Annotated in this window: 23 protein-coding genes; 20 read left to right on the forward strand and 3 right to left on the reverse strand. The window is 61.2% G+C overall.

Going from position 1 to position 22150, the window contains the following annotated elements; translation table 11 throughout:
* The first annotated feature begins 162 nt into the window (after positions 1 to 162).
* From fliF to fliR, 13 genes are all read left to right on the forward strand, one after another.
* Positions 163 to 1857: a flagellar basal-body MS-ring/collar protein FliF gene (fliF, locus tag ACODS0_RS10360; protein WP_488834728.1), complete on the forward strand. Its 1695-nt coding sequence runs from the start codon at positions 163 to 165 to the stop codon at positions 1855 to 1857.
* A gap of 24 nt (positions 1858 to 1881) precedes the next feature.
* Complete coding sequence (gene fliG, locus ACODS0_RS10365) at positions 1882 to 2877, forward strand: flagellar motor switch protein FliG (RefSeq protein WP_055398286.1); 996 nt, start codon at positions 1882 to 1884, stop codon at positions 2875 to 2877.
* On the forward strand, positions 2861 to 3592 hold the full coding sequence (locus ACODS0_RS10370; RefSeq protein ID WP_487257179.1) for a FliH/SctL family protein: 732 nt from the start codon (positions 2861 to 2863) through the stop codon (positions 3590 to 3592). Before fliG ends, ACODS0_RS10370 begins: the two co-directional genes overlap by 17 nt.
* On the forward strand, positions 3582 to 4976 hold the full coding sequence (gene fliI / locus ACODS0_RS10375) for a flagellar protein export ATPase FliI (protein WP_121508460.1): 1395 nt from the start codon (positions 3582 to 3584) through the stop codon (positions 4974 to 4976). Before ACODS0_RS10370 ends, fliI begins: the two co-directional genes overlap by 11 nt.
* A gap of 19 nt (positions 4977 to 4995) precedes the next feature.
* Positions 4996 to 5460 carry a flagellar export protein FliJ gene (gene fliJ / locus ACODS0_RS10380; protein WP_055398283.1) on the forward strand — a complete coding sequence of 155 codons (465 nt, stop codon included), beginning with the start codon at positions 4996 to 4998 and terminating at the stop codon, positions 5458 to 5460.
* Positions 5461 to 5462: 2 nt separating this feature from the next.
* Positions 5463 to 6818 (forward strand): flagellar hook-length control protein FliK, encoded by a 1356-nt coding sequence (locus tag ACODS0_RS10385; RefSeq protein ID WP_488834732.1) that lies wholly within the window; start codon positions 5463 to 5465, stop codon positions 6816 to 6818.
* A gap of 368 nt (positions 6819 to 7186) precedes the next feature.
* On the forward strand, positions 7187 to 7759 hold the full coding sequence (locus ACODS0_RS10390) for a flagellar basal body-associated FliL family protein (protein WP_055398282.1): 573 nt from the start codon (positions 7187 to 7189) through the stop codon (positions 7757 to 7759).
* Between the two features lie 18 nt (positions 7760 to 7777).
* Positions 7778 to 8782: a flagellar motor switch protein FliM gene (gene fliM, locus ACODS0_RS10395; protein WP_010466026.1), complete on the forward strand. Its 1005-nt coding sequence runs from the start codon at positions 7778 to 7780 to the stop codon at positions 8780 to 8782.
* The gene (gene fliN / locus ACODS0_RS10400; RefSeq protein WP_055398281.1) at positions 8772 to 9209 is read left to right on the forward strand and encodes a flagellar motor switch protein FliN; all 438 of its coding nucleotides are present in this window, start codon (positions 8772 to 8774) and stop codon (positions 9207 to 9209) included. Before fliM ends, fliN begins: the two co-directional genes overlap by 11 nt.
* 7 nt (positions 9210 to 9216) lie before the next feature.
* Positions 9217 to 9573, forward strand: coding sequence for a FliO/MopB family protein (locus tag ACODS0_RS10405; protein ID WP_121508462.1), 357 nt, complete (start codon positions 9217 to 9219; stop codon positions 9571 to 9573).
* Positions 9574 to 9628: 55 nt separating this feature from the next.
* A complete protein-coding gene (gene fliP / locus ACODS0_RS10410; RefSeq protein ID WP_121422887.1) occupies positions 9629 to 10336 on the forward strand; it encodes a flagellar type III secretion system pore protein FliP in 708 nt (235 codons plus the stop codon).
* An 11-nt stretch (positions 10337 to 10347) separates the two neighbouring features.
* Positions 10348 to 10617, forward strand: a complete 270-nt coding sequence (gene fliQ, locus ACODS0_RS10415; protein ID WP_015015801.1) for a flagellar biosynthesis protein FliQ — start codon at positions 10348 to 10350, stop codon at positions 10615 to 10617.
* An 80-nt stretch (positions 10618 to 10697) separates the two neighbouring features.
* Positions 10698 to 11468 carry a flagellar biosynthetic protein FliR gene (gene fliR / locus ACODS0_RS10420; protein WP_055398277.1) on the forward strand — a complete coding sequence of 257 codons (771 nt, stop codon included), beginning with the start codon at positions 10698 to 10700 and terminating at the stop codon, positions 11466 to 11468.
* Between the two features lie 24 nt (positions 11469 to 11492).
* Here fliR and ACODS0_RS10425 read toward each other — a convergent pair whose 3' ends face one another.
* Positions 11493 to 12122, reverse strand: coding sequence for a response regulator (locus ACODS0_RS10425; RefSeq protein WP_228898922.1), 630 nt, complete (start codon positions 12120 to 12122; stop codon positions 11493 to 11495).
* Positions 12119 to 13231: a hybrid sensor histidine kinase/response regulator gene (locus tag ACODS0_RS10430; RefSeq protein WP_055398275.1), complete on the reverse strand. Its 1113-nt coding sequence runs from the start codon at positions 13229 to 13231 to the stop codon at positions 12119 to 12121. The genes ACODS0_RS10425 and ACODS0_RS10430 overlap by 4 nt, the downstream gene beginning before the upstream one ends.
* A 182-nt stretch (positions 13232 to 13413) precedes the next feature.
* On the opposite strand from ACODS0_RS10430, the gene ACODS0_RS10435 reads away from it, so the two are divergent.
* From ACODS0_RS10435 to ACODS0_RS10465, 7 genes are all read left to right on the forward strand, one after another.
* Positions 13414 to 13860, forward strand: coding sequence for a hypothetical protein (locus ACODS0_RS10435; RefSeq protein ID WP_010466010.1), 447 nt, complete (start codon positions 13414 to 13416; stop codon positions 13858 to 13860).
* 49 nt (positions 13861 to 13909) lie between these two features.
* Positions 13910 to 14272, forward strand: a complete 363-nt coding sequence (locus tag ACODS0_RS10440) for a response regulator (RefSeq protein WP_010466008.1) — start codon at positions 13910 to 13912, stop codon at positions 14270 to 14272.
* A gap of 40 nt (positions 14273 to 14312) precedes the next feature.
* On the forward strand, positions 14313 to 16466 hold the full coding sequence (locus ACODS0_RS10445; RefSeq protein ID WP_488834741.1) for a chemotaxis protein CheW: 2154 nt from the start codon (positions 14313 to 14315) through the stop codon (positions 16464 to 16466).
* A 52-nt stretch (positions 16467 to 16518) separates the two neighbouring features.
* The gene (locus ACODS0_RS10450; protein ID WP_010466005.1) at positions 16519 to 17007 is read left to right on the forward strand and encodes a chemotaxis protein CheW; all 489 of its coding nucleotides are present in this window, start codon (positions 16519 to 16521) and stop codon (positions 17005 to 17007) included.
* A 101-nt stretch (positions 17008 to 17108) separates the two neighbouring features.
* Positions 17109 to 18014 (forward strand): CheR family methyltransferase, encoded by a 906-nt coding sequence (locus tag ACODS0_RS10455; RefSeq protein WP_436130827.1) that lies wholly within the window; start codon positions 17109 to 17111, stop codon positions 18012 to 18014.
* 27 nt (positions 18015 to 18041) lie between these two features.
* Positions 18042 to 18791 (forward strand): chemoreceptor glutamine deamidase CheD, encoded by a 750-nt coding sequence (gene cheD / locus ACODS0_RS10460; RefSeq protein ID WP_055398273.1) that lies wholly within the window; start codon positions 18042 to 18044, stop codon positions 18789 to 18791.
* 15 nt (positions 18792 to 18806) lie between these two features.
* Complete coding sequence (locus ACODS0_RS10465; protein WP_055398272.1) at positions 18807 to 19904, forward strand: protein-glutamate methylesterase/protein-glutamine glutaminase; 1098 nt, start codon at positions 18807 to 18809, stop codon at positions 19902 to 19904.
* 77 nt (positions 19905 to 19981) lie between these two features.
* On the opposite strand, the gene ACODS0_RS10470 is transcribed toward ACODS0_RS10465, so the two are convergent.
* Complete coding sequence (locus ACODS0_RS10470; RefSeq protein ID WP_488834744.1) at positions 19982 to 21880, reverse strand: ATP-binding cassette domain-containing protein; 1899 nt, start codon at positions 21878 to 21880, stop codon at positions 19982 to 19984.
* Positions 21881 to 22150: the final 270 nt, after the last annotated feature.

The raw sequence follows: 22150 nt of genomic DNA on the forward strand, positions 1-22150 counted from the left end.
GTGGGAATGGCGGTATGCTGCGTATCCTAGCCATCGCGCCGGGACCCATCGCTCTGAATTGATGGCCAAACGCGCGGCTTATCCAGCGAACATTTTGGAGGCGTGACCGAATAATCGACCCCACGCTTTGGTCCTTGCCGGGCCACCCTACTGGAAAGCAAGATGTCTGCAGTTGCTGAAATTCCTCTCACCCCCCCTGCCAGCCCGAACTGGCTGCAGCGGCTGTCTGCCCTCGACAGGGCGCAGCGCATGCGGCTGGGTGTGGGCGCGGCGCTGCTGGTGGCGGTGGCCATTGCGGCCATCGTGCTGGGGCGCCAGCCTGACTACCGCGTGCTGTTTGCCAATCTGAACGACAAAGATGGCGGTGCCATCGTGGCCCAGTTGTCGCAGATGAATGTGCCTTACAAGCACGCCGATGGCGGTGGTGCCATCCTGATCCCTGCAGACCGCGTGCACGATGTGCGCCTGCGCCTGGCCACCCAGGGCCTGCCCAAGGGTTCGGTGGCGGGTTTCGAACTGATGGAATCCAGCAAATTTGGGATGACCCAGTTCCAGGAGCGCCTGAACTTTCAGCGGGGCCTGGAGGGCGAACTTACGCGCTCCATCCAGGCGCTGTCGTCGGTGCAAGGTGCGCGGGTGCATCTGGCGCTTCCCAACCAGAACGGATTTTTCCGGGAGCAGCAAAAGCCTTCGGCGTCGGTGCTGGTGAGCCTGCACCCGGGCCGTATTCTGGACCGTGCGCAGCTGGCGGGCATCGTGCATCTGGTGGCTTCCAGCGTGCCAGAGCTGTCTCCGTCCGCCGTGAGCGTGCTGGACGATACAGGCAAACTGCTGTCCCAGTCGCCCGATACTGCCGCTGGAAACGGTGTGGATGCGCAGCAACTGCTGTATGTACAACAGATCGAACAGCAGTACACCCGCCGCATCCTGGACATCCTGGAGCCCGTGGTGGGCCGCGACAACGTCAAGGCGCAGGTGACGGCCGAGGTGGATTTCACCCAGACCGAATCCACCTCCGAGCAGCACCGGCCCAACCTGGCCACCGATGCCAGCGCCATCCGCAGCCAGCAGGTGGTGGAAAGCACAGGTCCCCAAGGCAATCTGCTGCCCACTGGTGTGCCGGGCGCCACGACCAATCAGCCCCCTGCTCCGTCTGCCGCGCCCATCAATGGCGCCAACCCGCCGCCCACCGCCGCCGGCCAGCAGGCTCAGGGCGCCCAAGCTGTGGGCAGCAAGCGCGAATCCATCACCAATTACGAGGTTGACAAGACGGTGCGCGTCACGCGCGGCGGCAGTGGTGCTCTCAAGCGGGTGAGCGCGGCGGTGGTGGTCAACTACCAGTCCACGGAAGACAAGGGCAAGACCGTGTCTAAGGCGCTCACACCCGAGCAACTGGAGCAGATGACGGCGCTGGTGCGCGAGACCATTGGCTTCAACCGGGATCGCGGCGACTCCGTCAACCTCATGAACACACCGTTCCAGGTGACCGCAACGCCAACCAGCGACATTCCTCTGTGGAAGCAGCCTGAAGTGATCGATCTGGCCAAGTCGTTTGCCTGGCCGGTGGGTGCGGTGCTGTTTGCGGCCCTGGTGCTGATGGGCCTGGTGCGTCCGGCCCTCAAGGGCACTGGCGCGGCGGCCAAGCCCCGTGCCATCCCGGTGGCCGGTGGCCAGCTGGATGCCGTGGAGTCCGAAACGCCCGAACGCCCGGCGCTGCCTGCGCCCGCCAAGAAAAACGAGGTGCTTCCTGCCACGCCGGAGCAATTGCGTCTGGAAGAGGCGCGCGTGCTGGCCAAGGAGAACCCTGTGGCTGTGGCCAATATCCTGAAGACCTGGCTGAACGGCGAGCCGGTCTAATCACCGACACCACGGACGACGACCATGGACGACCAAGGACTCAACGACGCCGCGATCATGCTGATGTCCCTCGGCGAGGAAGAGGCTGCCGAAGTGTTCAAGCACTTCTCGCCCAAGGAAGTGCAGAAACTCGGCGAAACCATTGCGCGCATGCGCTCGGTATCGCGCGAGAAAGTGGACGAGGTCATCAACAAGTTCTCCGGCGCCGCTGCTGCGCAGAGCCTGCTGGTGTCCGACACCGGTAATTACGTGCGCGCCGTGCTGCGCCGCGCGCTGGGCGACGACAAGGCGGGCCTGCTCATCGACCGCATCCTGCAGGGCGGCGACGTGTCGGGCATCGAGAGCCTCAAGTGGATGGACCCACTGTCGGTGGCTGAACTGCTGCGCAACGAACATCCCCAGATCGTCGCAGCCATCCTGGTGCACCTGGACAGCGACCAGGCGTCGGGCATCCTGATGCACCTCACTGACCGTCAGCGCAGTGAAATTTTGCTGCGCGTGGCCACGCTGGAAGGTATTCAGCCGACGGCGCTCAAGGACCTGAACGAGGTGCTGTTCAAGGTGTTGGCGGGTGGCGACAAGATCCGCAAGAGCTCGCTGGGCGGCGTCAAGGCTGCGGCCGAGATCATCAATCTGCTGGGCGGCAACATGGATGCCGTGGTGCTCGAATCCATCCGGGGTTACGACCCCGATCTGGCCCAGAAGATCATGGACAAGATGTTCGTGTTCGAAGACGTGCTCAAGCTCGACGACAAGGCGATCCAGACTGTGCTCAAGGAGGTGGCGTCCGAAACGCTCATCGTGGCACTCAAGGGAGCAGTGCCCGAGCTGCGCGAGAAGTTCCTGTCGAACATGTCCTCGCGTGCCTCCGAGGCATTGCGCGAAGACCTCGAATCGCGCGGCCCGATGCGGTTGTCCGAGGTCGAGGCTCAGCAGAAGGAAATCCTGAAGACCGTGCGTCGCTTGTCCGACGAGGGTCAAATCGTGATTGGATCCGGCGGTGATGATGCCTTCGTCTAGCCAGCGCTCTTATTCGCGCTTCATTCCCAGCGAGGAAGTGGGCGATTTCACGCAGTGGAAGTTTGGAGCGGTGGACGGCTCCGACCTGGTTGAACCAGTGGAGCCCGAGCCTGTGGCGGAGATTCCGGCTGAAATTGATGAGGCTGCGCAGCAGGCACTGATTCAGCAGGCATGTGATGACGCCTACGCTGAGGGCTTTGCCCAGGGGCAGGCCCAAACGGCGCTGGAATGGCAGCGGCGCATGGACGAATACATTGCCCAGCAAGGGCATGAAACGGCGCAGCGGCTGCAGAGCGTGGTGCAGACCCTCGATGCAAGCCTGATCGACATGCAGCAGCAGATGGCCCAGCAACTGCTGGAGCTGGCCTGTGACATTGCGCGCCAGGTGGTGCGCCAGGAACTGTCCGTCAACCCCAACGCCTTGCAGCCCGTGGTGAGGGAGGCGGTAGGCATGCTGGTGACCGAGGGGCGACCTGCCATGGTCCGCCTGAACCCTGCAGATATGGAGGCGATGGCCCAGCCTCTGCGCGAAGAAATCGATGCCCCCGGTGTGCAGTGGATGGCGGATGCTGCGGTGCCGCCGGGCGGCTGCCTGGTGGAATCAGCCGGTACGGCGGTGGACGGCAGCCTTGACAAACGCTGGCAGCGGGCCATTGCCGCACTGGGGCTCCAGTCGCCATGGCAAGAGGAAGAAGAGGGCAGTGATGGCCGTTGAATCTCCTTCTGCCTGGACACGCCTGATGGACGACGCGCGTGCGCGCGTCGCTGAAGGCGCGCCGCTGGAGACGCGCGGCACGCTGACCCGGCTGACGGGCCTGGTGCTGGAGGCTGTGGGCATCCGCGTGCCCGTGGGCTCGCAGTGCATGGTCCAGATGCCGGGGCATGCCCCCGTGCTGGCAGAAGTGGTGGGTTTTTCTGCGGACCGCGCTTTTCTGATGCCTGCGGGAGATATCCACGGACTCTCCAGTGGTGCCAGTGTGGTGCCCGCTGCGCCCTACATCCCCATCCCCCGTCTCGGCGAGCCCGCGCGGGCCATCCAGCGTGCGGGTGTACTGCGCTTGCCGATGGGCGAAGGCCTGCTGGGCCGGGTGGTGGATGCGCAGGGACTGCCGCTGGACCATGGTGGGCCCGTGCAGGACGTGGTGTCTGAGCCCATGGGGCGCCGCCAGATCAATGCCATGGACCGGGACCCTGTGCGCGAATCGCTGGACACGGGCGTGCGCGCCATCAATGCCCTGCTTACCGTGGGGCGTGGGCAGCGCCTGGGTTTGTTTGCCGGTTCAGGGGTGGGCAAAAGCGTCTTGCTGGGCATGATGGCCCGCTACACACAGGCAGATGTGATCGTGGTGGGGCTTATTGGCGAGCGGGGGCGCGAGGTCAAGGAATTCGTGGAAGACATTTTGGGTGAGGATGGCCGCGCGCGATCGGTGGTGGTGGCGGCGCCTGCTGATGCGCCGCCGCTCTTGCGCATGCAGGGGGCTGCATATGCCACGGCGGTTGCCGAGCACTTTCGGGACAAGGGCAAGCATGTGCTGCTGCTCATGGATTCGCTCACCCGCTATGCCATGGCGCAGCGCGAAATTGCGCTGGCCATCGGTGAGCCTCCCGCCACCAAGGGCTATCCGCCCTCCTGCTTTGCCAAGCTACCGCAACTGGTGGAGCGCAGTGGCAATGGGCTGCACGGGGTTGGCTCGATCACGGCTTTCTACACGGTGCTGTCTGAGGGCGATGACCAGCAAGACCCGATCGCTGACGCGGCGCGTGCGATTCTGGATGGGCACATCGTGCTGTCGCGGGCTTTGGCCGAGACGGGGCATTTCCCCGCCATCGACATTGAGCAGTCTGCATCCCGCGTGATGCACAACGTGGTGTCGCGCGGGCATTTTGATCTGGCGCGACGCTTTCGGGCGGTGTATTCGCGCTACCAGAAGAGCCGGGATCTGGTGCAGGTCGGTGCGTACATGAGCGGCTCCGATCCCGCCCTGGACGAAGCCATTCGCCTGCAGCCGCAGATGGCCGCCTTCTTGCAGCAGGACATGTTCGAGGCCGCCTCGATGGACCAGAGCGTGGCGGGCATGGCAGCGGTGTTGGACCATTGAACACCTGGGGTAGTCAGCCATGTCCAGCCTGAACTCGCTCGCCGTCGCTGTGGAAGTCGCCTCCCGCAAGCGGGACGACGCGCGCCAGGCGCTGCAGGACATGTTGGCTGCGCAGCAGGCGGCGCGTGCCCAGCTCGACCAGCTGGAAGATTACGCCCGAGAGACCCAGGCGCGTTGGGGCATGAAGGCCGATACCACGATGAAGCCCGAGGTGATGTACCACCACTACCAGTTCATGGACCGCCTGGGCCACGCGGCGGGTGTCCAGAATGGTGTGGTGGGAGACCACGCCCATCGGGTGGAGGCCGCCAGGCGCGCCTTGCTGGAGGCGGAATTGCGTCTGGCAAGCCTGCGCAAGGTCATGGAAAAGCGGCGCCACGACCTGGAGTTGGCCGAAATGCGAAGAGATCAGAAACAAACCGATGAGCGGGCTGCGTTGCAGTACCGCAGTGCGATTCAGGGCTCTGAGGGCCGGGAGTATTGACCATGGAACCCACCAAAATTTCTTCTCCCCAGGGCACCCAGTCCGCCCATGCCGCTCGGCACCGCTCCACAGCGCAGAGTCCGGACGCGAACGAACCGGGCTCTGGCGGCTTTCTGGCGCTGCTGGCAGCTTTGGGCGATGGGGCGATGGGCGGAGGCGATGGCGCTCCGCTGGATCTGGCGGCCTCGGGTGCCGCTCCTTCCGATGTGGCTTTGTCGGACGCTGCAAAGGCGGCCATGGAGGCCTCCGCCATGGCTGCCTGGCAGGGTTTGCTGGTGCCCGGCGCCAATGGGCGGATTGATGCTGCTGCGGCAGAGCGCGGGCAGGGCGGCAGCATTTTGAGTGCCGGAGCGCAGACCGGAGCGGTATTGGGGCTGGAAGCGCAGGGTGGTAGCGCCCAAGGGGGGCTGGCGTCCCTGGCGGGAATCCTTCCCGGAACGGACGGTCTTTCGCAAGGCATCGTGGCTGAAACAGCCAGGCTCGACACTTCGGCAGACTTGCAGGAAGGGCTCCCACCGGTCGGCGGGATGGCGCAGGGTCGGATTTTCTCCCGCATGCAAAGTGCCTTGGCCCAGAAGGCAGATGCAGTGGAAATGTCTACAGGTCGCTCCCTCGGAGGAGGCGCTGCGCAGCAGTTGCCGGGCCATCAAGGCGTGGCCCTGGCTGCGGTGCAGATGGCCAGCGAGCGAATGGTGGGGATGCCAGTTGCTGGCGCATCGGATCGCATTCCTGGGGGCATGGTGGACCCGGCGGGTGGGGCTGTGGTCGCCTCCGTTGCAGAGGGGTTGCTATCTCCGGTAGCGTCCGCGCGAGGTGGGGAGGGTGCGGACGCTGGAGGCCGCTCTGGCGAGGGGCGTTCCAGCGCCGGGGCTTGGTTGGATAGCGGCAGCGGTTCTGCGCCGGTGGAGTCGGGCTCCCTGGATGGGGCCACGGTGTTTGCCGACCCCCCACAGGCAGGTGTTGAGGAGCAGGTCGCCGAGCAGGTGGCTTATTGGGTCAACCAGAAAACACAGAATGCGGAACTGACGCTCAACCGCGACGGGCAGCCGGTAGAGGTGTCGGTGTCACTGTCGGGCAATGAGGCCCACGTGACGTTCCGGAGCGACCAGCCGCAGACCCGTGAGCTGCTGGACCGCAGCATGGCGCAATTGAGTGAGCTGTTGCGCAGTGAGGGCCTCGTGCTGTCGGGTATGTCGGTTGGCACCTCGGCGGGGCAGCGTGACGATGCGGGTGGGGCTGAGCGGCAGGGCCAGCGCGATGGCGCTCGCCAGGCGAAGGTGGTCGCTGCAGCGCCCACTGGCACGGCTTCACTGCTGCGCGGTGGCGCCCCGGATCGCGCAGTAGACGTCTTTGTGTGAGCCCGGCGGGCAGACGGGGCTACCCGCCTGCCGCCCGCGTCACCCCCCGGTCAGGAACTCGCTCGCGCGGCGTCTTTACGCTGCTGGCGGTACGCGAGTACCGTGTTACTCCCTACCCCAGAGCATTTCTGATAGGTTGCTTTGCAGCGGTGGCTACTCCTGCATTCCATCAGGTCTTGCCGCTGCAGCGCGACCGAACGCCGTTCCGGTGCTTGCGTGCAGAGTCCATAGCGCAGTGAATGCCATGGTTTTGGGCTTTTATTCTGGCTATTATTGGTTGCAGCCCCGCCCAATAATGGGCCATCCGGTTTTGCTCGCCCATGGATTGCGCGGGCCCGGCCCGTCTCCCACCGCAAGGAATCCGCAACGTGTCAGCCAATACTCCCGCAGCGGCCCCGGCCAAAAGCAAGAAGATGCTCATCATCATCATCGGCGTTGTGGTGGCGGTGCTGGTGATTGGTGGCGGCGCGGCGGCTTGGTTCATTTCCAGCCGCTCCCATGCCGACGAAGAAGATGGGGCTGCACCAGTCCGCAAGGAGGCCCCCAAGGTGGCCCCCACGTTCCTGCCCATGGAGAACATGGTGGTGAACCTGGCAGACCCTGGCGGTGACCGGTTTGCCCAGATTGGTATCACCCTGGAGTTGGAAGATGCCAAGACAGCAGAGCAGGTGAAGCTGTATTTGCCCTCCATACGCAGCGGCATCCTGATGCTGGTTTCCCAGCGGACTTCCACTGAACTGCTGCAGCGGGAAGGCAAGGAAAAGCTGGCTGCAGACATCCTGCGGGAAGTCTCCCGCCCCCTGGGTTACACGGTTCCTACGGAGCGTGCACGCGCTGCGGCGGCCGACAAGGAAGAGGATGCGGAGGACCGGCCTTCGCGTCGGCGCACAGAGCGCAACCCGGTGCACCGTGTGCTTTTTTCCAGCTTCATCATCCAATGACCCGGGCGAGGACCAGTCATGAGTGATTCATTTCTTTCCCAGGAAGAAGTTGATGCCCTTCTTGAAGGGGTTACTGGTGAGAGCCAGAAGTCGGTCGAGGAGGTCGCGGAGGCGGGCTCCGTACGCAACTACGATATTTCCAGCCAGGAGCGCATCGTCCGCGGGCGTATGCCGACGATGGAAATCGTCAACGAGCGGTTTGCACGCAACTTCCGCATCGGGCTCTTCAATTTCATCCGCCGCAGTCCTGAAATCTCGGTGGGCACAGTATCCGTGCAGCGTTACAGCGCCTTTCTGCGCGAGCTGGCGGTACCCACGAACTTCAACATTGTGGCCATCCGTCCGCTGCGCGGCAGCGGACTGATCGTGTGCGAGCCCTCGCTGGTTTTCGGCATCATCGACACGCTGTACGGCGGCGTGGGCAAGTTCCAGACACGGATTGAAGGTCGGGATTTTTCGCCCACGGAGCAACGGGTCATCAACCGCCTGGTGGACGTGATCTGTGCTGAATACAAAAAGGCCTGGCAGGGCATTTACCCGCTGGAGCTGGAGTACCAGCGGTCCGAGATGCAGCCGCAGTTTGCCAACATTGCCACCCCCAGCGAAATCGTCGTATCCACGGCGTTTCAGCTGGAAATCGGGGACCTTTCGGGCGCCATCCACATCTGCATGCCCTACGCGACGCTGGAGCCGATCCGTGACGTGTTGTATTCGTCCACCCAGGGCGACTCCATTGAAGTGGATCGCCGCTGGGTCCGTGTGCTGACCCGGGAAATCCAGGCAGCCGAAGTGACCCTGGTGGCCGAATTGGCACGCGCCGACGCCACCGTGGAGCAGTTGCTGGCCATGAAGCCTGGCGATTTCATCGAGCTGGACCGAGAACCCCGCATTCGCGCATCGATTGGTGGGGTCCCCATTTTTGAGTGCCAGTACGGAACGCACAATTCCAAGTACGCCATTCGTATCGAAGAATGCCTGCGCAATGCCGACATGAGCTGGCTGGGAGAAAAAGATGTCAACTGAAGAAGATAACAAGGATGCTGGCGCGGACGACCCGTTTGCGGGTTGGGCCGAGGCGCTTGAAGAACAAAAGCGCACCGACGACAAGCCTGGCGACGGGGAGCAAGGTGGCCCGTTGTCTGGTGAGCCTGTACGCCCTTTCTCCGGTGGTGGCGATGGCACGGTCAACGACATCAACATGGTGCTGGACATACCTGTCCAGTTATCGGTGGAGCTTGGGCGCACCAAGGTACCCATCAAGTACATCCTTCAGCTCGCGCAAGGCTCGGTCGTGGAGCTCGATGCACTCGCGGGTGAGCCGATGGACGTTCTGGTCAATGGCTATCTCATTGCCCAGGGCGAGGTGGTGGTTGTGAATGACAAGTTTGGTATTCGCCTCACGGACGTGGTGACGCCTTCCGAGCGTTTGCGGCGGGTCAGTCGTGGATAGTGGCAGCATGACCCAGACGCTGGTCGTGGTCGTCCTTTTTGTGGGGGCCATGGCTCTACTGCCCTGGCTTGTCCGCCGGTTGCAGCAGCGGCAGGCTGCAGGCAGCGCTGGTGTGGGAGCCGCGTCCCGGGTACTGTCCGCAGTGGCTGTCGGCCCCCATCAGCGCGTGGTGACGGTGGAAGTCGGGCCCGAGCATGCGCGAACCTGGCTGGTGCTGGGCGTTACCGCTCAGCAAGTGAGCTGTCTGCATGTGTTTCCTGCTGGTCTGTCAGCTGCCCCCCATTCGGCACCCAGAGCGGAGCCTTCTTTCGCGCAGGCAGTCGCGTCCGCCGTGAACGCCCCAGGAAGCACCGCCAATGGCTGATGTATCGTTCACCCGTCGCGTGGCGCTGCTGGGAGCGGTCGCTTCTGTGGGGTTCATGGGGCATGACCTGGCCTTCGCGCAGGCGTCTGCCGGGTCCCTGCCGCTGGTGGTGGGGAGCGGTCCGTCTGGCAACAGCTACTCGGTGCCTATTCAGACACTGTTGTTCTTCACGGCGCTCTCCTTCTTGCCAGCGGTGCTGCTCATGATGACCGGCTTTACCCGGATCGTGATTGTTTTGTCGCTGTTGCGCCAGGCGCTGGGCACCCAGTCCGCGCCGCCCAACCAGGTCATCATCGGGCTGTCGCTGTTTCTCACTTTTTTTGTCATGGGGCCTACCCTGGACCGTGTGTACCAGGATGCCTATGTGCCTTACACCAATAACACCATCAGTTTTGAACAGGCTCTGGAAAAGGCCGAAGCGCCGATGCGCAGTTTCATGCTCAAGCAGACCCGGCAGTCTGACTTTGCCCTGTTTTCCCGCTTGGCGCGACTGGATTCCAGTGTGACCGCAGAAACTGCACCCCTCAGGGTGCTTGTGCCTGCATTTGTCACCAGTGAACTGAAATCGGCGTTTCAGATCGGGTTCATGATCTTCATTCCGTTTCTGGTGATCGACATGGTGGTGTCGAGCATCCTCATGTCTTTGGGCATGATGATGTTGTCTCCGGTGCTGGTGGCACTGCCGTTCAAGCTCATGCTGTTTGTGCTTGCGGACGGCTGGAACCTGCTGATCGGCTCGCTGGCTGCCAGTTTTGTACCCTGAAGGAGCTGCCAATGACTTCACAAATGGTGCTGACCATCGGGCGTGACGCGCTGACATTGCTTCTGATGATTTCGATGCCCGTGCTCGGGGTCGTCATGGCGGTGGGATTGCTCGTGAGCATTTTTCAGGCCGTAACCCAGATCCACGAAGCGACGCTTGCTTTTGTTCCCAAGCTGATTGCTGCGATGGTGGTTTTTGCCATTGCAGGCCCCTGGATGCTCAGCACCCTGGTGGACTTTATCCGCCGGACCATCGAATCGATTCCTTCGATGATTGGCTAGTCAGGTGAGAGGGTGAGCTATGGGTTTTTTCCTGAAGCCGGGTCCTCCAGACGCCCGCTTCGAAGCCCGTTGAGGATCGTGTGATCACTTTCACCGAGGCTCAGTTGATGGCTTGGCTTTCGCCCATTCTGTGGCCCTTTTTGCGCGTGCTGGCCGTGTTCTCGGTCGCGCCGGTGTTCTCCATGCGCACAGTTCCCATGCGCGTCAAAATTGGACTGGCGTTTCTGGTGGCACTGTGCGCGCAGGGTGTGCTGGGTGATCAGCCGGTCATCAGCGTCAATGGTCGTGAGGCGTTTGGTGCTGTTGCTCAGCAGGTGGCCGTGGGCCTTGCGATCGGTTTCTCTGTCAGGCTGGTGTTTGCGGCCGTGGAACTGGCGGGCGAAATCATCGGTTTGCAGATGGGCTTGAATTTCGCGTCGTTCTTTGACCCGTCGTCCAATGCGCAGATCAGCGCCGTTGCGCGGTTTTTTGGGCATATGGCCATGCTGCTGTTTGTGGTCATCAATGGCCACTTGCTGATCCTGATGGCCGTGGTGAAAAGCTTTGACCGCTTTCCTGTCGATGGAAACTTTTTGCAGGCGCTCGGGCAGATGCGCCTTTATGAACTGGGCTCGTCGCTGTTCGCCAGCGCGCTCTGGATCGCTCTGCCGATGATTGCGCTGTTGCTGTTTGTCAATTTGACGCTGGGCATCATTTCCCGCGTGGCACCGCAAATGAATATCTATGCGGTCGGTTTCCCCGTGACGTTGACTGTAGGCATGCTGGGTATTGTGGCCACACTGCCGCTACTGGAGCAACCCGTGCTCGCGCTCATGCAGCAGGCAGTCGATCTGTTTGCTGCTCAGCGGTAGTCATAGGTGGCGCTGGGGGCAGGTTCAGACCAGCTGGTTTCGGATGGCGTAGACGGTAAGCTCCGCATTGTTGGACAGCTTGAGCTTTTCCAGCACCCGTGAACGGTAGACACTCACTGTCTTTGGACTCAGCATCAGCTCTTCTGCAATGTCCGACAGCCTGCGTCCGGACGCGATTTTGACCAGCGTTTGCAGCTCCCGCTCCGACAAGGCCGTGTGTGGCGCTTCCGGCGTAGGCTGTGCCAGGCTGTCCGCGAGCATCTGCGCCACTTCTGCCGTGAGGTACTTGCGTCCCTGCATGACGGTCCGCACGGCAGCAATCAGCTCGACCGGGTCCCCTGCCTTGTTGGCATATCCTTGCGCGCCAGCTTTCAGGCAGCGCAGGGCGTACTGATCTTCTGGATACATCGAGACCACCAGCACCTTGATGGCGGAATGGGTTTCGCGCAAGCTGGTGAGCACCTCCAAGCCGCTGCGGCCCGGCATATTCAAGTCCAGCAGCAATACGTCGCAGGCGGCGGAGCGCAAGACCTCGCGCAACTCGGAATACCCTCCGGCCTCGCCGGTTACCTGGATGTCGGGCGCCTCGGCCAGCGTATCGCGTATTCCGCGCCGCAAGACGGCGTGGTCATCGCACAGGACCACATGAATCACTGCGCATCTCCTGGAGCTGGTGGTGTTGGGTGCGATGTTAGCGGTATGGACAGGATCACGGACGTGCCTTGGCCGGGCCGACTGCTGATGTCCAGCCATCCCCCCACGGTACGGGCACGCTCATGCAGGCCTTTGAGCCCAAAGGCTTTTGGTTTTTCGAGCATGCAGGGGTCAATGCCTTGCCCATCGTCAGTCACTTCCAATGTCAGGACATCCTCTTTGTCGGAGAGGTCAATGTGCACTGTGCGGGGATGTGCGTGTTTGGAGATGTTGGTCAGCGCCTCCTGCGCTGTGCGATAGGCAACCAGCTGAATATCTGCGGTGGCCCGGATAGATTCGCTGCTGCTGATAACCCGGGCGGGAATGCCCGAGCGACGCTCAAATCCGGCGGCAAGCCATTGCACCGCTGCCACCAGTCCCTGTTCAAGAATCGGGGGGCGCAGGTTCATCATGATGCGTTGGCTTGCTCCAATGGCATGCTGCAGCATCTCTGCCGCTGAGGCTGCATGCTCTTGCATCTCCGTATTGGTGCTATGGCGTCCGATCCATGCCACATCGAACCTGACGGCGGTCAGTGCGCCGCCGATATCGTCATGGATCTCGCGGGCAATGGACGCACGTTCCTGCTCGATCGAGGTTTGCAGATGTTCCGTCAGGTCAGCCAGTCGGCGCTCCGAGGCTTCCAGTTGCGAGACAGCCAGTTCGCGCGCCTGACGGGCTTCATGAACCTCCAGGGCGCGTGCAATGACATGCGGCAGCCGCTGAAGGTCGTCTTTAAGCAGGTAATCGGCAATGCCCAGGCGGATCGCATCTACAGCTGCTGCCTCGCCGATGGCTCCCGACAGAAGGATAAAGGGGGGGTGTTGCGGCTTTTGCACCACATGTGCCCACGCGTCCAATGCCGTGAAGCCGGGCAGCCGGTAATCTGCCAAGATGATGTCGAACGGCTGGATATCTGTGAGCCGCTGGAATTCGGAGAGCGAATCCACCCGATGGAGGTGGCAGTGGAGACCGGAGCGCCGTAGGGTCAATGCGGTCAACTCATGATCTGCCAGTGAATCTTCAAGATGCAGGATGTTGAGGGTCTGGTCTGATGCTATGGTGACCATAGGAGCGCTATCATAGGATACAAATTGGAACAAACAAGGGTGTTTGTCCGATTGGGATGGTTTCAGCGTCAGCGTCCAATGGGCGCTGACACCACGGTGCACACGGGCTTGGGGCCACTGTGCGGGTGTCGTAGTTCTGTGTTTTTGCGTGCTTTGCTGCTGCGTGCCGCGATGGAGAAACGATGCAATCTACGCTAACAACGTCTGGAGGACCTGCTGTCCAGGTTCCCGTCATGGTGGCGGCAGAACTGCAGGATTCGTTGCTGGTCGTTATGCATGACCTGCATCGCCTGGAAGGACTGCTCAACCATGCTACCGATAACCTGCTGGAGCGCTTTGGGGAGGCAAACGCGGTGCTGACGGATGCTGCCGTTGCAGATTCCCCGGAGCTGGTAGCTGCCCGCGCTGCGCTGCGCAGTGCAGTGACTGAGTTGCAGTTCCAGGATATGGCGTCCCAGCTGATATGGCACACGACCAAGGTGCTTCAAGGATGCGCGTTTCGTTTGGCTTCCGAAGCCATGGGCAATGAAGATGGCGAAGAAGCGGCGCCCTTTGCGGAGATGGCGCCCGACCGGCCTAACCCTGTCACGCAGAGCGAGATGGATGCCGGTTCGGTGGACCTGTTCTGATCTTTACATCACTGGTTAACCTATATATTTAAGTCAGTTGGAGCCTTACATGCAATCGATCCTTGCCGTAGATGATTCACCGTCCATGCGGAAAATGGTGTCGTTCACTCTGACGGGTGCCGGCTATCACGTCGTGGAGGCGGTGGATGGGCAGGATGCCCTGGAAAAGGCCGAGAGCCACAATATTGATCTTGTGCTGGCTGACCAGAATATGCCCCGGCTTGACGGGATCGGGCTCACTCGGAAACTGCGTGAGAACCCTAAGTTCAAGACCATTCCCATTCTGATCCTCACCACCGAGTCCAGTGATCAGATGAAGCAGGCGGGACGTACTGCTGGCGCGACCGGCTGGTTGGTCAAGCCCTTCGATCCCAATCGCCTGATTGAAGTTATCCAGAAAGTGATCCGCTGAGTCGGGTTGTCCGGGATCACCAAGTACACAGGAGCCCATGATGGCGGAAACTTACCAAGAAGGATCGGGTGCAGGTGCTGACTTCGACCTGAGCCAGTTCTATCAGATCTTTTTCGAGGAAGCGGGCGAAAACCTGGACCAGATGGAGCAGATGCTTCTGGATCTGGATTTGAGTAGCGCCAATGACGAAGAACTCAATGGCATCTTCCGGTGCGCCCATTCCATCAAGGGTGGTTCAGCCACTTTTGGATTCTCGGATGTTGCGGAGTTGACCCACCAGATGGAGTCTCTCCTGGACCGCTTGCGCCGCCACGAGCTCCAGCCGATTCCGCAGATGGTGGATGTGCTCCTCGAATCTGCCGACGCCTCACGGAGCCTGCTGGCCCGCCACCAAGCAGGTGGGCAGGGCGAAGCTGTTTCCACCACCTCACTGGTGCGTCGCATTAGTGAACTTGCTGCAGGGTTGGTCCCCGGGGATGTCCCTGCTGTCGCTCCGCCCCCGCCGCCGGCCGCACCTGCTCCAACTCCAGCTCCACAGGCTGCAGCACCAGCGCCGGCACCGAAGGTAGTGACACCGGCGGTGGCCGGACAGGCGCGGACCCTGGAGATTCAGATTGGTCCCTTGGATCGACTGGAGCAGGCGGATGCCATCAAGGAGCTTTTTCGGGATATCCCGGGCCTCGGGGCGATCCGTGACATAGAAAGTCCACAGGCCAATACGCGGAGTTTCGCGGTGGAAACCACCTCCACCAACGACGATCTGCTCGACCTGTTTGCCTTTCATGTGGCCAAGGAACAGGTGCTGATCCGTGACGCTGCAGCGCCAGCGTCGGGCGTTGCCGCTGACGAGGATGAAGAAGCGGTCCTTGCTGCTGGCGCCGCTGGGGGTGAGGCCTACGGTTTCTTCAGCGACGCGCCTGGTGCCCCACGTGTGGATGCACCTCACGCAGCGCAGGCCCCAGCGCAAGCTGTGAAGGTTGCTGCAGCCCCCAAGGCCAGCGAGCCCAAGGTTGCCATGCAGGCGCAGATGGAGTCCACGACCATTCGGGTCGATGTGAAAAAGGTCGACCAGCTCATCAATCTGGTGGGCGAACTGGTGATCACCCAGGCGATGCTGGCGCAAAACAGCCGGGGCCTGGATGCTGGTGCGTACCAGCAGTTGCTGGCAGGGCTGGCTGACCTGGATCGCAATACCCGCGATCTTCAGGAGTCGGTCATGTCGATCCGCATGATTCCGATGTCCATTGTCTTCAGCCGTTTCCCCCGCATGCTCCGGGACCTGGCCAACAAGCTGGGCAAGAAGGTGGAACTGGTGACGCTAGGCGAAGCCACCGAACTGGACAAGGGGCTGGTGGAAAAGATCACCGATCCGCTGACTCACTTGGTGCGCAACAGTTGCGACCACGGTATTGAGATGCCCGCAGACCGATTGGCGAAAGGCAAATCCGAGCATGGGACCATCACGTTGTCTGCCTCTCACCAAGGCGGCTCGATCGTGATTGAGGTACGCGATGATGGCCGTGGGCTCTCGCGCGAGAAGATTCTCAGCAAGGCCCAAGAGCGCGGCATTGAAGTGTCAGAGCAGATGAGCGACGCGGAGGTCTGGCAATTGATTTTCGCGCCCGGCTTCTCCACAGCTGACGAGGTGACGGATGTGTCCGGGCGTGGCGTGGGAATGGATGTGGTCAAGCGCAACATCGCTGCACTCAATGGTTCGGTCGAAATAGATTCCGCTGAAGGCTACGGGATGAAGGTTTCTGTGCGCCTGCCGCTGACGCTGGCCATCATGGATGGCATGTCCGTGGGGGTGAGTGATGAGGTCTACATTCTTCCGCTGTCTTCGGTGGTGGAGTCCTTCCAGGTCAATGCAGACGATGTGAGCACCGTGGCCCAAGGTTCGCAACTGGTGAAAGTGCGCGATGAGTACATGCCGGTGATTGCGCTGGAGAAAATTTTCCAGGTGCCGCGTTTCGATCCCAACAAATCCAGCAACATCATGGTTGTGGTCGAGGCGGATGGCAGCCGTGTGGCGCTGTTGGTTGATGAGTTGCTGGGCCAACACCAGGTGGTGGTCAAGAACCTGGAGTCGAACTACCGCAAGGTTCCCAACGTATCGGGGGCCACCATCTTGGGTGACGGCACGGTCGCACTCATTCTGGACACAGGCGGCTTGGTGCGCAGGGCGCGCCACTAGATTCAAGCGGCCGTTCCCAGGGGCACGGCGCTGTCACGAAAGGAGAAGCACCATGAGTGTGATGGGTAAAACAGCAGAGGCGGTGCCAACGGGCACCCGTGAATATCTGACTTTCCGTCTCGACCAGGAAGAGTACGGTATCGACATCCTGAAGGTGCAGGAGATACGTGGCTATGAGCCACCTACACGGATTGCGAACGCCCCCAACTTCATCAAGGGTGTCGTCAATTTGCGCGGCACCATCGTGCCCATCGTTGACATGCGGCTCAAGTTCAACTGCGCGCAAGCCGACTACAACAGCTTCACGGTGGTCATCATTCTGAACCTTCGCAATCGGGTGGTCGGAATCGTGGTGGACTCCGTCAGTGATGTGATGGAGCTGACACCTGAGAGCATCCGTTCGGCGCCTGATATCGAAAGCGCCATCGACAACAGCTGCATCCTGGGGCTGGGGTCGGTGGGGGAGCGGATGCTGATTTTGCTGGACATCGAGAAACTCATGTCCGGCGTAGACATGGGGCTGGTGACTGCCAACGAGTAGGACTCCTCCGTCACCAACGTGGTGGACCCGGCACCCGCCAGATTTCAGGTGTGGCTTGCAGATCTCTAGGAGCGAACAGGATTTCCCGTCGGATGATCAATATGGCCCAACCCACCAGTGCCTCTTCAACAGCCCGGCCTTCCGTTGGCAGGGCGGATCCAGCGTTTGCCGCTGCTGCAGCGCCGTCGGGGCCGCTGGCTCAAGGGCGTGAATTCGTCTGGACCAATGCAGATTTTGCGCGGGTGCAGGCCTTGATCTATCAACGGGCCGGGATCAGCTTGCACGATGGCAAGCACGCCATGGTGTATAGCCGCCTTTCACGCCGCTTGCGGGACACGGGCCACAGCAGCTTTCACGACTATCTGGGATGGCTGGAGACGCACGACGGGCCGGAGTGGCAGGAGTTCATCAATGCCCTGACCACCAACCTCACTGCGTTCTTCCGCGAGCAGCACCACTTTGAGATTTTTGCTTCGCACCTGCGGAGCAAGCCGTCTGCCAGCTGGAAGGTTTGGTGCAACGCGGCATCCACCGGAGAAGAGCCTTATTCCATTGTCATGACCGCATTCGAGGCGCTGGGAGCCAACGCTTCTTTCAAGCTGACTGCCAGTGACATTGATTCCCGCGTGCTGGCGACGGCGGCGCAAGGGGTGTACCGCCTTGACAGTCTCAAGGGGCTGAGCCCGGAGCGCCTGCAAAAGTTTTTTCTGCGGGGAAAGGGTGGCAACCTGGGGATGGTGCGGGCGAAGCCGGAGTTGCGCCGCGCGATTGACTTTATGAGCGTGAACCTCATCCGGGATGACTGGCCGTTCAAAGAGCCCTTCGATGTGGTTTTCTGCCGCAATGTGATGATCTACTTTGATGCCGCCACGCAGCGACGCGTGCTGGAAAGGATTCACCGGGTCCTGAAACCCGGGGGCATGCTGTTTGTGGGGCATGCCGAAAACTTTAGCGAGTCCAGAGACCTGTTTACGCTGCGTGGCAAGACCGTGTACGAGCGTCGCTGACCTGCCATGTTGCCTCGCACCTAGCCCATGACCAATATTCCATCAGGATCCTCTCTTTCTCCGGCCGCCGCCTCTTCTGGCGCGTCCGAGCGGCGCCGTGCCCCTCGCATTGCGCCGTTGAGTGCGGACATCTACTCTGCGGGGGCAGGTCCTGCAAGGGAATCATCGCTGCAAGATCTCAAAGCGCGCAGCCGAAAGCCTGGGGAAGCATCCTTTTTCTACCTGGACCATCATTTCCAGCACAACGCTGTGAAGGTACTTCCTGGTGAGTATTTCGTCGGTGACGAGAACATGATCATCATGACCGTGTTGGGGTCGTGTATTGCCGCCTGCTTGTGGGACAGCCGCGCGCATGTGGGAGGGATGAACCATTTCATGCTGCCCGATGGTGACGTGGCGGATGCGTCGGGCCGCTATGGTTCGTACGCGATGGAATTGCTGATCAACGAGATGCTCAAGCTGGGCGCCCGGCGCGAGACCATGCAGGCCAAGATATTTGGCGGGGCGCAGGTCATGCACAACTTCACGACCATGAACGTCGGTGAGCGCAACACCAATTTTGTTTTGAACTACCTGCACACGGAGCGGATTCCCATCGTCTCCGAGGATGTATTGGATATTTATCCGCGCAAGGTGGTTTTTTTCCCCATCACGGGGAAGGCCATGGTCAAGCGATTGGCACACGCACATCCCGAAACCCTGGTGGCCCAGGAAGTGCGTGGCAATGCAGCTACTGTGGCAAAGACTACCTCGGGCGGTTCTGTCGATCTGTTTTGAGGAAGGCGTGAGTTAATGAGCAGGAAAATCCGGGTGATCGTGGTGGACGATTCGGCGCTGGTCCGTAGTCTGCTGTCCGAGATCATCAACCGGCAGCGGGACATGGAGTGCATTGGCACGGCCAATGATCCCTTGGTGGCTCGCGAGATGATTCGCGAGCTCAATCCTGATGTCATCACACTGGATGTTGAGATGCCCCGGATGGATGGCATCGATTTTCTGGGGCGTCTGATGCGCTTGCGCCCGATGCCAGTGGTGATGATTTCCACGCTGACGGAGCGGGGCGCCGAGGTGACCATGAAGGCGCTCGAACTGGGGGCCGTCGATTTTGTGGCCAAGCCCCGGGTGGGGCTGGCCAGCGGCCTCAATGATCTCGCTGCGCAGATCGTGGACAAGATCCGTGTGGCTGCGGTCGCCCAGGTCCGCCGTGCACCCGTGCGTGACGCTGCGCCAGCAGGGGGCGGCGCCGGGGCTGCTGTCGCGCCCCCAGCCTCGGCGCTCCTGGGCCGTCTGTCCACCGAAAAGCTGATCTGCATTGGTGCTTCCACAGGGGGGACGGAGGCTATCAAGGAGGTGCTGGTGCAAATGCCGGCGGATTCGCCCGCGATTGTCATTACCCAGCACATGCCTCCAGGGTTCACCACCAGCTTTGCTGCCCGCTTGAATGGCTTGTGTCAGATTACGGTCAAAGAGGCGGTCAATGGCGAGCGCATCTTGCCTGGCCATGCCTACATCGCGCCGGGTGGCACCCAGTTCCATGTAGCACGTAGTGGTGCCAACTATGTGGCGGTGGTGGATGATGGTCCGCCCGTGAATCGTCACAAGCCCTCGGTGGAAGTGCTGTTCAAATCTGCCGCCGCAGTGGTTGGACGCAACGCCTTCGGCATCATGCTCACTGGAATGGGTAATGATGGAGCGGCTGCGATGCGCGAAATGAAGGACGCCGGCAGCTACAACTATGTGCAGGATGAGGCGACCTGTATTGTCTTTGGCATGCCGCGTGAGGCCATTGCCCATGGCGCTGCTGATGAGGTTCTGCCGCTGGGGCAGATCGCGCCTGCGCTGATCACCCGTCTGCGCGGCGCTACTGATCGGCTGCACCACCGCATCTGATGGAATAACGCGGCCCTTGAGCGCTGCAGGCTGAATGGTTTCCTGCGGGCCGCGCTATGTTCCCCGACCGGCTAACGCTATGCGGACAGGGCTGTCCAGCGCTCCAGTGCGGCCATCAACTCGTCTTCGATCGCGCCCGCCCTCGCGGTCATGACTGCTGCCCGCGCCGGATCGGTGCTGTAGAGGGTCCCATCTGCCAGTGCCTCTTGGAGCGCCTGCTGTTCGGATTCCAGGCTGGCGATCTGCGCCGGGAGCTGATCCAGTTCGCGCTGCTCCTTGTAGCTAAGCTTCTTTTTTGATAGCTGTTCGGGCTTGCTGGATAAGCGCTGATCGGCATTTTGACTCAAAATTTCCGCATCAACCTTTTTGGTGGCGGGTGCTGAAGCGTTGAGAGCCCTGCTGCGCTTGGATTGCAGCAGCCAGTCCTGCACGCCGCCTTCGTACTCTCGCCACAGTCCATCGCCTTCAAATGCGATGGTACTGGTGACGACGTTGTCGAGAAATGTCCGGTCGTGGCTGACGAGGAAGACCGTACCTTCATAGTTCTCCAGCAGCTCTTCTAGGAGATCCAGCGTGTCGATGTCCAGATCATTGGTGGGTTCATCCAGCACCAGGACGTTGGCAGGACGGGCGAACAGCCGCGCCAACAGCAAGCGGTTACGTTCCCCGCCCGATAGCGAGCGGACCGGAGAGTGCGCGCGGGCCGGAGAGAACAGGAAATCGCTCAGATAGCTTTTCACGTGTTTGCGCTGGTTGCCAATCTCGATCCATTCGCTGCCCGGGCTGATGAAGTCTTCCAGCGTGGCATCCAGATTAACCGCGTGGCGCATCTGGTCGAAATACGCAACTTGCAGGTTGGCTCCCTGGCGGATGGTGCCCTCGTCAGGCGCGAGCTCGCCAAGGATCATCTTGAGGAGCGTGGTCTTGCCTGCACCATTGGGGCCAATCAGTCCCACCTTGTCGCCGCGCAGGATGGTCCCCGTGAAGTTGCGAACAATGGTCTTGTCGCCGAACGATTTGCCCACCCCGGTCAGTTCAGCGACGATCTTGCCCTGGTAGCCATTGGAACCACCGGTTGCCACATCCATGCGAACGCTGCCGACCACCTCGCGACGTGCTTCGCGGCGCGCACGCAAATGCTCCAGGCGGCTGATGCGGCTCTGGCTGCGGGTACGGCGTGCTTCGACGCCACGGCGTATCCAGACCTCTTCCTGTGCCAAAAGCTTGTCGGCTTTGGCTGAGATGACAGCCTCCTGCGCCAGCTGCTCTTCTTTTTGTATCTGGTATTGCGCAAAGTTTCCAGGGTAAGACCGGAGCTGGCCTCGGTCGAGTTCCACAATGCGCGTAGCGACCCGGTCCAGGAACGATCGATCATGGGTGATGGTGACAACGCTGCCGGGAAAGTCGAGCAGAAGGTCCTCCAGCCATTCAATCGAATCAAGATCCAGATGGTTGGTCGGCTCATCCAGCAACAGTACGTCTGGGCGTGCCACCAACGCCTGTGCCAAGGCCACGCGTTTTTTGGTTCCGCCCGACAGCGTGCCGACCACCGCGTCCGGATCAAGGTGCAGTCGCTGCAGGGTTTCCTCCACCCGCTGCTCCCAGTTCCAGGCGTCATACGCTTCAATCTCCGACTGCAATGCATCCAGGTCCAGTCCTTCCGCACCCGACAGGTACTGGTCGCGGATCGCGATGACACGCTGCAATCCTTCGGATGCCGACTTGAAGATGGTGGCGGTAGCGTCCAGGGAAGGTTCCTGGGCCACAAATGCAATCCGCACTCCTTGCTGTACCTGGAGCGAGCCGTCGTCAGGTTTTGCCAGGCCTCCAAGAATTTTGAGAAGCGAGGATTTGCCTGCGCCATTGCGGCCGATCAGGCCGACACGTTCCGCAGTCTCCAGAGAAAAGCCAGCGTGGTCCAGCAATGCAACATGCCCAAATGCGAGCTGGGCGTCCAGTAAGGTGATAAGTGCCATAAGAGCAAGATTATCGGGGCGGGGCCGTATAAGCCTTTGGGGATCTTCGGCGCTGCTTCAGTGGGCTCGTCTCTTCACATGGGGCGTGTTATGCATGTGACATGCACGTGCAGCACTGTGTGTAGGCCCCGGTTGTTCCGTCCGCGCTCCGGTAGAACCCAAACATCTCATGATGCTGGACGCTCTTTCCGCCCAAGAGTGCCAGCGGGGGCGCTTGTCCCGTAGTCTGCTGAATTTTCGTCCCCATTTCTTTCTAGTCTCTCAAAATTA

The organism is Acidovorax sp. FG60, assembly GCF_057808995.1.